The following is an 11,325-nucleotide window of genomic DNA, read 5'->3' as shown; positions in this document are numbered from 1 at the left end:
TATTTGGGATTTCGTGGTCGCTAGACTCGCTTCTATGCGTGTCGATTCTTGTACTACAGAAGTCAAAAATTGCCTCCAATCCGACGACCGGTGCGGTAAGGATTATACCCAATGTATCGGATTGGATACGGATACGATTATTCGTATGTGCCCATATGATAAGTTGACCGGTTGTCAAAAGATGTATGGTGAAGATGATATTCGTGGGGACGCGGTTTATGAAGAACTGTCGACCATGGTTCAGGGAATTATGCTGAATATTGATAATGCGTTCCTGGCCGAATGTCAGGCCGCAGCGGACGAAGCCATGATCAAGGTCTGTGGCGGAACAGAAAACTGTGATGCACTGACGGTTGATGAAAATATCGGGGCACGTTCATTAGAGTATAAGATTTGTGAATATACCATGTCAGAAACGGGTCTGGATTTAGACTATGCAAAATGTCGTACAAATATTGACCAGATTCAGGACAAAGAATTGGGGCGTGTTGAGGGATCGACCAGTACCGAGTTAGGACCGGTTACACCATTTGCAGGGGTGTTGGACGGGACGATTTATTGGGAATCGGTTCAGGTTGCGGATGATGGTCGTCTGAGTTCGGTGGATGAATATATGGCCAAAATTGACGATGCCAAGAATATGAGTGCCCAGCAAAAAGATCGTATAAAATCTGAATTGGCGGTGTTGCAGGCCAATATTGATGCGGCGATTAACGCGATTGAGGCTGACCCCAAGGTTCAGTTCTGTATGACTGGGCGTGAAGTCCAGGGGATGAAACGCACCGATGCCGAAGGCAAATCGACCCGTACACGTATTGGTGATAAAAGTGCCGCGCGTTTCCCAGAATTGACCAAACAGATGCGTTCGATTATTGCAACATCCGCGCTGAAAATTGCAAAAAATAATTACTATAAAAAGTATGATGAATTGAACGAAAAAATGTTGCAGGATTATGCCAAGATGGGTGAACGTATGGCAGAGATTCAGGGCGAAAATGCACTGGATGCGCGTCGTGAAATTGCCCGCCAGGCATGCGTCAGTTTTGCCGAGGCATCGTCTTTGCCTAAATCACCAAATCCACCAAAGAGTGCGTTTGGTAAGATTTTGGCTGCTGCTGCGATTGTTGGTGCTGCGGTGGCGATTCCGTTCACAGCTGGGGCTTCGATTACAGTTTTTTCTCTGAGTGCAAGTGCATTGACAAGTACGATTGCTGTTGGTGCGGGTGCTGCTGCTGTTGCGGGAGTTGGGTTGTTGGGTAATGTGGGTTCTGGTAGTGCCAATGGTGCTGATGGAGGTGTTCAACGTGAATTGATTGGTTCGAAACAGTTGAACCAATGGAATTACAAAGAAACCATTACGTCCACATTTGAATGGGAAACGTTAAAGTGTAATAAGTGTACGCGTTCACAGCAGTGTTCCAAAACCAAGCGACCATTGTTTGGTAATGCGTATTGCAAGACATGGGGCGACCCACAGGAATCATGTGCAGAGACCCAGTTCTGATAAAAATCCCCCAAACAGGGGGATTTTTTTCTTAAATAAACTTTTATTTATTGTGCTGAATGTGGAAATGTTTCCTGATTGGTATAAAAATACTTGATTTTTTGTTCGTTTGCGTATAAACTGTGCCCCGCTGGGTAATCAGAACTGATTAAACGGCGGTGCATTTTGGTCCCGCCAGTGATAAGGATTCTGTTAAAATATCCGGCACCGTAAAACCAAAAATAAAAGGAAAAAACTATGGCAAGAGCAGGCGCAAAGCGCAGCACACGCAAGTTAAAGATTGGACGTTCTTTGGGCGTTAATCTGTGGGGCCAGGCAAAATCCCCATTTAATAAACGTAAATATAAACCGGGTCAGCATGGACCAACATCCCGTGGTGGTAATTCGTCTGATTACGCAAAACAGATGCGCGCAAAACAGACGCTGAAAGGTTACTATGGCAACATCGGTGAAAAGAAGTTCCGTAAATATTATATCGAAGCAGATAATATGAAGGGCGACACACCAGAAAATTTGATCGGTTTGCTGGAACGTCGTTTGGATGCAGTTGTTTATCGTGCAAAATTGGCACCGACTGTGTTCTCGTCCCGTCAGTTAATCAGCCACGGTCATATCTATGTTAATGGCAAACGCGTGAAAATCGCATCGTATCAGGTTAAACCAGGTGATGTTATCACAGTCAGTGAAAAAGCCAAACAGATGCCATTGGTTGTATTGGCGTTGGAATCTGCGGAACGCAATTTTGCGGATTATGTTTCTGTGGACAGTGCAAACTTTACAGCGACATTTGTGCGCGTACCTGCGTTCGAAGACGTACCATATCCGGTTCAGATGTTCCCAGAATTGGTCGTTGAATTCTATTCACGTTAATCGGTGTGATGGAATTATTTATTGTCCCCCGAATCCGTTTGGATATGCGGGGGATTTTTTTATTAATATGTTGACTTTTGTGAAAATGTGATATAGAATTTGCGCCGAAATGCGCGTTTTGTGCATGGCCGTTTGGCGAAAATGATAAACTAAGCTAAAAGGAAATATAAATGATTGAAAAAAACTGGATGACTTTGATTAAGCCTAAAAAACTTACAATCAAAACAGATGAACATAATCCAAATGTTGCAACGTTGGTCGCAGAACCATTGGAAAAGGGGTTCGGTTTGACACTGGGGACGGCATTACGTCGCGTGTTGTTATCTTCGTTGCAGGGGTGTGCACCAATTTATATCAAAATTGATGGTGTTCAGCACGAATTTTCAAGTATTTCGGGCGTACGCGAAGATGTAACCGATATTATCTTGAACCTGAAAGGGGTTTATTTCAAGGCATTGAATGAAGGTCAGCACAAAGCATATTTGAAAGTTAAAGGGCCAGCCGTTGTAACCGCGGGTATGATTGAAACAACCGGTGGGGTCGAAGTTATGAACAAAGATGCAGAAATTTGCACTTTGGACAAGGGCGCGAATTTGGATATGGAAATCACATTGGGTATGGGCCGTGGTTATGTGCCGGCATCCCAGCATGCAGATGGTTTGCCATTGGGTGTGATTCCGGTGGATTCTATCTTTTCGCCAATCTTGAATGTGGCCAGTGATGTTTTGCCAACACGTGTTGGTCAGTCAACAGACTATGACAAATTGGAATTGACGGTCAAGACAAACGGTTCAGTCGCACCAGAAGATGCAATTGCATTTGCGGCACGTATCCTGACGGATCAGTTGTTGGTATTTATCAACTTTGAAGATCCAGCACAATTAAGTGGCCCAAGTGAAGAAGAAAAGGCCAAGGATGCATTGCCATTTGATCCAAAATTGTTAAAGCATGTTGATGAACTGGAATTGTCGGTTCGTGCAAACAACTGTTTAAAGAACGATAAAATCAACTGGTTGGGCGAATTGGTACAAAAGACCGAAGCTGACATGTTGAAAACACCAAACTTTGGCCGCAAGTCTTTGAACGAAATCAAAGTCCAATTAGAAGCAATGGGATTGGGCCTGGGGATGGAAGTTCCAGGTTGGCCACCAGAAAATATTGCGGAATTGGCTAAGAAGTACGAAGACCCCTACAAATAAATTAAATTCTGTGGACTCTTGTCGTGTTGCGCCGTTTCTCATGTAGCGTCTGTACACTACGAAACGGCGAACACTTCCAATAGCCTCACATAATTTAATTTCTTGCAAGGCAAGGAGTTGTGGGACATCGGAACTGTGAAACACCAACAATCGTCTCGCATAATTTAATTTCTTCGCATGGCAAGGGGGATGTGGATTTCCCTTGCAATTTGTGGGGAATAATGTAGAATAAAGCGAATTTAATCCCACAGTGCTGGCATTTTTGTGTCAGGTTGTGGCGTCTCAAACGAATCCCGTCAAACGATGATGGGCAGAAACCAAAAGGAGTAATCAGATGAGACATATGAAAGCAGGTCGCACATTTAATCGCGATACAAATGCACGCAAGGCCTTGTTTATCGGTCTGGCAAAAAACTTGATTGAAAAAGAACAGATTAAAACCACTTTGCCCAAGGCAAAAGATTTGCGCAGTGTTGTTGAAAAACTGATTACACGTGCCAAGGTTGATTCTGTTGCAAATCGTCGTTTGACAGCGTCTGAATTGGGTAATGCGTCGGCGGCAACTGTTAAAAAGTTGTTCGAAGTATTAGGTCCACGCTATGCGAACCGTAATGGTGGTTATACACGCGTTCTGAAGGCGGGTTTCCGTTATGGTGATGCAGCACCTATGGCGATTATCGAATTGATTGATCGTGACGTAAATGCAAAGAAAGCAGCCGTTGCGCCAGTCGCAGAAGAAGCAGCCACAGAAGTTGCAGAAGAAGCGGCGAAATAATCAATTAGGTTCATAAATAAAATCCCCCGTTTGGGGGATTTTTTATAAAGAGCAATGAGCGATTAATGCTTTGCTAAACTTTTATTTATCTGAGTTAAATTTCAGACAAATCTGTTATTACGGTTATGCCGGCGGATTGCCATTGTGGAATCAGTTTGTCGATGTCCATTATGTTCATAGACGCCAGGTAAATTGCCGGGGTGCGATTGTATTTTTCTGCGGCATTTTGGACGGCGATAATTGGTGATGGGCATGTGCGACCAGTGGCAAACCAGTTGTCGGTATCAGTTACCCAGAAATCAGAATCAGCGTGTGTTATTATTGCGTGCGTGTCTGTAATGACGATATCTTCATCTGTGGAAAATTCTTTGTTGTTTTGTGTCAGGTGTTGTATCAGTTCTGTGTTGTCGTTTGGTGTTGTTGGTGTGTCGATAATTTCGTCATCGAAATTTATTTCTGTAAATGTTGGAATGGTGGGGTCGACGTCTGGTGCGGGGATGTCGATATCAAAATCAGTCGGCAGCGGCAGGTTATCTGCGATTGTGTCAGGAGTGTTGGGTTGGGTGTTTGATAATTGGGGGTGCGGTGCGTTGAATGCAGATGTCTGGATGCGGCCGATGTTGTTTCGTGCACGGATAAATGCAAAACGCAATTCCGCCGGCATGTCGTCGGGCAATTCAACGGGTGTGTCCACTTCGTCGGGGCCCAGTGTCGGTGTTTCGGATTCTGGTACTGTTTCAGGCGTAGGGGCAGGGGACGATTTCAGAAATTCTGGAATTTTGATTTTAGGCAATGGGATTGTTATTAGTGGTTGCTTGGTACGTACAATCAATGTGGTTGTTGCAATGTACAGTGGTAAAGCCGCCAACAATAATATGCCAAAAACAAAACCGGGAAATCCGCGTAATTGTGCATGTGCCAAATGTCGCCACTGGGCGCGGTTGAATATGGAAAAATCAAACATGAAATATAAAATTGCCCATGTTATGGCCAAATAGCATAACGTCCATATAATGGCGTATTTGTGCGACTTGATAAATTCCAAAACTTTTGTCATGTAAATAATTATAGACAATAAAATTGTTTTGTCAATATTATTTGAGGGTTTAAAAAGTGCTTTTTTATAGGCTTTTTTGTGATATAATACAAGGGATAGATTTAGGGGGATTTTCATGTCTGGATTGTTTAAATTTGTTGGTTTGTCTGCTGTGTCGGTGGCGGTGTGTGCGCTGGTTGGTGTCGCAGATGCTGCAACAGGGCGCGCGGGGTATGCAAATGTGCGTGCAGCGGGCCCGGCATCGGTTGCGCGTATGCCCAGTATGCCAACATTGCCGATAAATTCGGTTGGTAATATTTCAACAAATGTGCCAACAGGTGGGACAAATGTTGTGCCAGATCAGCCAGATGTGCCGGATAATCCAGACGAACCAGAACCGCCGATTGGGCCAGAATGTCCAGATGGCGGGGTTAAAAATTCTGCATATACGGTTGATATGTGTATGGATGATGTGTTGCGCTGTATCAATAATGGGGCGCTGCCAAATGGGCTGAATAACCTGTTTAACGAAGAAGTTCGTCATGCGGTTGAAAATGGTATGGGACTGTGTATCAGTCAGATTGAAAAATGTGTGACGGATGTACGGCGCGATTGTGCGAATGTTTATCGTTCGGCCGCCGATGTGTGGATTGACTTTAATTCGCGCAAGGTTCAGCCAGAATACTATAACTTTGTTTTGCGCAAAACAGGATTAACCCCAAATCAGGCGGAAAATACATGCCGTTTGCTGGATAAAAATACATACGGATCATCGTTTACGGCTGTTGCAAATGATGGAAAGACAACCGCTGAATATAATAAAACCGTCGGGGCGTACAACAGTCAACAGGGAAATATGCTGGTCAAGACGAATCCACAAGGGGTCAAGGTTAATGATGGCAACCCAGGGGTTGATGGTTCGCGTGGTCACTATGCACGTTGGGATGCGGAAACGGCGACATGTTTGATTCGCGTTGCAGCGTATAATAAGGATAAGCATATTTCAAACAGATGGTTGTTTGGTGCGGCGGGTAATGACAAGCCGGCCGAAGTATGGAAGGCCGCCGGCGATACATTCAGTTGTAACAAGGATTTGTTCGGATTTTCATTGATGAATGATACCAGTACGGTTGCCGTTGTTGGAATTGGTGGCGGTACAGTTCTGGGGGCGGGGATTGGTGCAATCGCAGGTCATGGTAAACGTGAATTTGACTGTGCACGCCCAAAACATCGCGAATTGCTGATGGAAGAGTTAAAAGATGGACGTGCGGTTGGTATTTTAAATGAATATATACTGGATGATGTTGATATCACCCAGAAAACCATGGACGAAGGGACGTGTGGTGAAATTGTTGAATTGTTTGATAAATACTATCAGTACGAAACAGCAATTGCAGAATGCAAGGATGCGGAGTATCTGTATTCATCATCGATAACAATTAATATGACATTTGATAAAACAAATGGAGAGGAAGCAGCAGTGAGGAACACTGCACAATGGTGTTTGGAAAATGGACATACAACGGTTAGTGCGTGTAAAAACTTCTTGAACCGCGAATGTGTGAATGCGGGCAGTGTTGAAGCGTGCGAGGCGTTGTTGCGTGAAAGAGATGTTGTCTTTACAAGTGTTTCGCAAGGTGCTGAAACATTGGTTGATGGGCAGAATTGTACGTTAAAGGCATTGAATCTGGACAAAGCGAACGGCCAGGGTATTTATTGCTCGCAAAGTGGAAAGTGTATCACTGCATCAAACGTTGAAACAGAATTGGTGCGTTTGAATTCTGTATTTGGTAAAGATATAACGAATTTGATGATAAACGGCGAAAAATCCAATATGGCTAAGAGTATTGGAATTGGTGCGGCCGTCGGTGCGGGTACGGGTGGATTGGCCACGGCAATTACAGCATTCGTTGAACGCAATAACATCAGTTGTCGCGTTGGTGATGGTTTGGAACAGGTGGCATTTAATAAATCGCATTCGATTGATACGTTGAAAGATTTCTATGTAAAGTGGAATCTGCGGGTGCCAGATGTGGTTGCGCCAACTGCGACAATTACAGATTGTCAATCATGGAAAAATACATGTGCGACATTTGCGGATTTGGAACAGTGTGCCGATGCCCAGTTTAACTATAAGCCGGCCGGTGCGCCAACGACGACACTAGTTCGTTCGGTGTGTACGGTATCGGGCAGTGCATGTATAGAAAACTATCCAGTGGCAAAATCGCACGGTGCATGTGAATAAAAAATCCCCCGTTCGGGGGATTTTTTTTTGAGATATGAGACAGGAATACTTCGCTAAACTTTTATTTAATGCAGAAAATTAATTTCTAATAGGTACAAGGAAAAAGCGTATTGCCTTTTAGGCGGCCTGTTTCATGTCAGATTTAATCTGGCGGATGTATTTGCGCAGTTCGTCGATGGGGACTAATGTGCCGTCTGCCTTTTGTGCAGACCAATAGTCCCAGCCATTAAAACTGACGCTGCGTTGTAATTTTGCCGCCATGACGTGGATTGATGCCTTGCCATATAATTGGTGTGTTAAATGGCCGTCGTGTGTAATCATAACGCGTTCGCCACGTGGGCTGACCAATGTTTGGCCAACATACAGCAGTCCGGCCGCAATTAATTCCTTGAACGCAACGCGGATTTCGTCGCGCTTTGGTTTGGAAACTTCGATATTCGATAAATCGATTGGTTGGACATTTGCAACGCGTTCACGTGCCGCGGCAACATATGTTGCATCACGTTCGATGCCAATAAATTGACGGCCCAGTTCGCGTGCAGCAGCGGCTGTTGTGCCAGACCCCATAAATGGGTCCAGTATGATGTCGCCAGGTTTCGTCGATGCCAAAATTACGCGATGTAATAAATCCAATGGTTTTTGGGTGTTGTGCAGGCTTTTGCCGTCGGCGCCCTTAATCCGTTCTTCGCCCAGGCAGATGTTTAAATCCCAGTCGGAACGCATTTGTTTGCCACCATTTAATTTCTTCATCGTTTCATAATTAAATGTGTATTTTCCGGTTTTGGTGGGTGTTGCCCAAATCAATGTTTCGTGTGCGTTGGTAAAGCGTGTGCCACGAAAATTTGGCATTGGGTTTGTTTTTACCCAGACTATGTCGTTTAAAATCCAGAAGCCCATATCTTGCAGGGCACTGCCAACGCGGAAAATGTTATGATAACTGCCGATTGTCCACATCGCGCCGGTGGGCTTTAATATGCGTTTACATTCAGCCAGCCATTCGCGTGTAAATTTATCGTATTCGGCCGATGATTCAAATGAATCCCATTCGTCGCGCACAGCGCGGGCGGCTGTTTGATCTTCGGGGCGATAGAGTGTTTTTGACCCCAGTTGCAAGTTGTATGGCGGATCGGCAAATACTGCATCAACCGACGCGTCGGGTATTCCGCGCATCAGTTCAATACAATCGCCCAATAAAATTTGGTTCAGGTATTTGTTCATCTCTCTCGCCAATGTCCTGGTATATATTTTATCATATTTTGGGTGTTTTTTTGGTGGTGCAAAAATGTGATTTTGAAATAAAGCACTTGATTTTTATAAAAAAGCATTTTTTTTCATAAAAAATAAAATTACTTGATATGGACGGATTTGATTGCTACCGTATATGTGTTATGAGATGTCCATATTGTAATTCTACGGAGAGTCGTGTTACGGATTCGCGCCCGGATATTGGGGACGCGATTATTCGTCGCAGACGTGTGTGTGAACAGTGTGGTGCGAAATTCACAACGGTTGAACGCGTGCAAATGCGTGACTTGGTTGTGCGCAAAAACAGCGGTAAATTAGAACCTTTTGATCGTGAAAAACTGCGCCGCAGTATTAAGTTGGCATGTCGTAACCGTGATGTCGGCGATGAACAGATTGAGCGTTTGGTGGCGTCGATTCAGCGCAGATTGGAAACAGAAACGCCCGATGATACGGTAACCAGTGCCATGGTCGGTCAGATGGTGTCGGATTCATTGTTAAATCTGGACCCGATTGCATTTGTGCGTTTTTCATCCGTGTATCGCAAGTTTTCACGTGTTTCAGACTTTAAAAAAATTATCGATCAAATACCCGAGGATGCAGATGATGCGGTTGTATGCAAATTACCGAAAACGTCGCTGTTCTGATGATATAAGATGAAGAAATTTTTCACAATTTTAATTGGGGTTATTTTGCCGCTGAATATTTGGGCGGCGGATTTGCCACAAATTTTAACAGATGTTGATGCAAGTCTGTATCAACAGGTTTTTGATTTACAGGACAAAGAAAAAATAAATACTGCGATTAATGTACAAAGTCAGATTGCAGATAATTTATTGATGAACGAAGTGCTGTATCAAAGGTATGTTTCTGATACATATCGTACGCGTGGCAAAGAAATCGTAATGTGGATGGAACGGTACTATGATATGCCCGGTGCGACGCGTATGGAAAAATTAGCAAAAATTAAACAGGCCACCGTACGCAAAGCAAAAGTTCCGGCGATTATGAGTGGGTCTGAGTCAATAGAAACGGCCCAGTCGGAAACGTGGACGGCAAAAAAATATTCGGGATCGGCAGAAAAAAAGATTAATGAATTTAAACGCGCAATCCGCAGCGGTTCAACCAAGGTGGCGCGGGAAATACTGGAAAATAAAGGTTTCAAGAAAAAATTGACCGAATCTGACTATGGTCGTTTGGCGGGACGTTTGTCGTTTATATACTATACCAATGGTGAAATGGAATTGGCAAAAAAGTGGGGTTTTGTCGCGTCGGACGCAAATTCAGAATATGGTTTGTGGGCGATGGGATTGCTGTACTTTAAAGAGGATAATTACGCCGAATCACAAAAGTATTTCAGTCGTATTCTGGATTTACCCCAGATAAATAATGCACGCAAGACCGAGGCCGCATTTTGGGCAGGGCGTGCGGCAGACTTTAAAGGCGACCGCGATGTCGCAAAAAAGTATTGGCGTATTGCTGCGACGCACCCAATGGCGTTTTATGGTGCGCTGTCTGCGACTATGTTGGGGCAAACACCGCAATATGAATTTTTTGAACAAGATGCCACAGATGAAGATTTTGCAGAATTGGCGAATACTAAGTATGGGAAAATGGCCCTGGCGTTATTACAGGTTGGCCGCAAGGATCGGGCCGAAGAATATTTAAAGTATTTAATTACATCAAAAACATCGGACAGGGTTTTGCATGCTGTTAATGCGGTTGCGACCGCGTACGGATTGCCGCGCGTTTCTGTGCAGTCAGCATCTGTTATCAAGGATCGCGGAATCTTGGAAATTGATGATGATATTATTTATTCGGCGCAATATCCATTGCCAGATTGGGAACCGATGGGCGGATGGTCGATTGACCGGGCGTTGTTATTGGCGATTACAAAACAGGAAAGTAATTTCCGTGTGTCGGCGAAATCGGGCGCGGGTGCAAATGGTGTTATGCAATTGATGCCCAGTACCGCAAAACGCGTTGCGCGTGCAAATAAACTGGATATAACCCAAATGGATATGTCGAATCCAGAACATAATATGTTCCTGGGGCAACAGTATATTGTTGATTTGTTGGCACATGAACGGGTGGAAAACAGTATTATAAAAATGTTGGCGGCATATAATGCGGGGATGGGGACGATGGTTAAGTTTGAAAAATCGTTCTATACATATGATCCGTTGTTATATATTGAAAGTTTCCCGGCGTATGAAACACGCAGTTATATTAAACGAGTAATGTCAAATTTATGGCTGTATCGTGCACGCTTGAACCAACCACTGACATCAATGGAAGAATTAGCAAACGGTAATTGGCCGTTGTATAACAGCGAAGATGAATATGTTCAGCAACAAATTGCAGAACGAATGACGATTTAATCAGAAACTTATAGGAATATAAATAATTTGACAAAATAAATTCCTGTGTTAATATTTGCGGCGGTAAAAATAT

General features: G+C 44.0%; 9 protein-coding genes. 7 read left to right on the top strand and 2 right to left on the bottom strand.

Features of this window, described 5'->3' with window-relative positions; translation table 11 throughout:
- Positions 1 to 34: 34 nt before the first annotated feature.
- From E7008_04560 to E7008_04545, 4 genes are all read left to right on the top strand, one after another.
- Positions 35 to 1,504: a hypothetical protein gene (locus tag E7008_04560; GenBank protein ID MBE6457184.1), complete on the top strand. Its 1,470-nt coding sequence runs from the start codon at positions 35 to 37 to the stop codon at positions 1,502 to 1,504.
- Positions 1,505 to 1,741: 237 nt separating this feature from the next.
- Positions 1,742 to 2,374, top strand: coding sequence for a 30S ribosomal protein S4 (gene rpsD / locus E7008_04555; GenBank protein MBE6457183.1), 633 nt, complete (start codon positions 1,742 to 1,744; stop codon positions 2,372 to 2,374).
- Between the two features lie 170 nt (positions 2,375 to 2,544).
- Positions 2,545 to 3,573: a DNA-directed RNA polymerase subunit alpha gene (locus E7008_04550; GenBank protein ID MBE6457182.1), complete on the top strand. Its 1,029-nt coding sequence runs from the start codon at positions 2,545 to 2,547 to the stop codon at positions 3,571 to 3,573.
- 334 nt (positions 3,574 to 3,907) lie between these two features.
- Entirely contained in the window at positions 3,908 to 4,348 is a 441-nt protein-coding gene (locus E7008_04545; GenBank protein ID MBE6457181.1) for a 50S ribosomal protein L17, read from the top strand.
- Positions 4,349 to 4,442: 94 nt separating this feature from the next.
- Here the strand turns inward: E7008_04545 and E7008_04540 are convergent, their stop codons facing one another.
- The gene (locus E7008_04540) at positions 4,443 to 5,405 is read right to left on the bottom strand and encodes a hypothetical protein (GenBank protein MBE6457180.1); all 963 of its coding nucleotides are present in this window, start codon (positions 5,403 to 5,405) and stop codon (positions 4,443 to 4,445) included.
- 115 nt (positions 5,406 to 5,520) lie between these two features.
- Between E7008_04540 and E7008_04535 the strand changes: the two genes are divergently transcribed.
- Positions 5,521 to 7,629 (top strand): hypothetical protein, encoded by a 2,109-nt coding sequence (locus E7008_04535; protein ID MBE6457179.1) that lies wholly within the window; start codon positions 5,521 to 5,523, stop codon positions 7,627 to 7,629.
- Between the two features lie 117 nt (positions 7,630 to 7,746).
- On the opposite strand, the gene E7008_04530 is transcribed toward E7008_04535, so the two are convergent.
- On the bottom strand, positions 7,747 to 8,847 hold the full coding sequence (locus tag E7008_04530; protein MBE6457178.1) for a site-specific DNA-methyltransferase: 1,101 nt from the start codon (positions 8,845 to 8,847) through the stop codon (positions 7,747 to 7,749).
- A gap of 170 nt (positions 8,848 to 9,017) precedes the next feature.
- Between E7008_04530 and nrdR the strand changes: the two genes are divergently transcribed.
- Both nrdR and E7008_04520 read left to right on the top strand, forming a co-directional pair.
- Entirely contained in the window at positions 9,018 to 9,518 is a 501-nt protein-coding gene (gene nrdR, locus E7008_04525; protein ID MBE6457177.1) for a transcriptional repressor NrdR, read from the top strand.
- Between the two features lie 9 nt (positions 9,519 to 9,527).
- Positions 9,528 to 11,252: a lytic transglycosylase domain-containing protein gene (locus E7008_04520; GenBank protein ID MBE6457176.1), complete on the top strand. Its 1,725-nt coding sequence runs from the start codon at positions 9,528 to 9,530 to the stop codon at positions 11,250 to 11,252.
- Positions 11,253 to 11,325 lie beyond the last annotated feature (73 nt).

The organism is Alphaproteobacteria bacterium, from assembly GCA_015062495.1.
Lineage (GTDB): Bacteria > Pseudomonadota > Alphaproteobacteria > Rs-D84 > Rs-D84 > Enterousia.
Note: the sequence above shows the minus strand (reverse complement) of the source record. Positions and strands in the feature narration are given on the sequence as shown.

What these genes read in the sequence shown, in the direction of transcription:
- E7008_04560 (MBE6457184.1), top strand. Translation starts at nt 35, where the DNA reads ATGCGTGTCGATTCTTGTACTACAGAAGTCAAAAATTGCCTCCAATCC.
- rpsD (MBE6457183.1), top strand. Translation starts at nt 1,742, where the DNA reads ATGGCAAGAGCAGGCGCAAAGCGCAGCACACGCAAGTTAAAGATTGGA.
- E7008_04550 (MBE6457182.1), top strand. Translation starts at nt 2,545, where the DNA reads ATGATTGAAAAAAACTGGATGACTTTGATTAAGCCTAAAAAACTTACA.
- E7008_04545 (MBE6457181.1), top strand. Translation starts at nt 3,908, where the DNA reads ATGAGACATATGAAAGCAGGTCGCACATTTAATCGCGATACAAATGCA.
- E7008_04540 (MBE6457180.1), bottom strand. Translation starts at nt 5,405, where the DNA reads ATGACAAAAGTTTTGGAATTTATCAAGTCGCACAAATACGCCATTATA.
- E7008_04535 (MBE6457179.1), top strand. Translation starts at nt 5,521, where the DNA reads ATGTCTGGATTGTTTAAATTTGTTGGTTTGTCTGCTGTGTCGGTGGCG.
- E7008_04530 (MBE6457178.1), bottom strand. Translation starts at nt 8,847, where the DNA reads ATGAACAAATACCTGAACCAAATTTTATTGGGCGATTGTATTGAACTG.
- nrdR (MBE6457177.1), top strand. Translation starts at nt 9,018, where the DNA reads ATGAGATGTCCATATTGTAATTCTACGGAGAGTCGTGTTACGGATTCG.
- E7008_04520 (MBE6457176.1), top strand. Translation starts at nt 9,528, where the DNA reads ATGAAGAAATTTTTCACAATTTTAATTGGGGTTATTTTGCCGCTGAAT.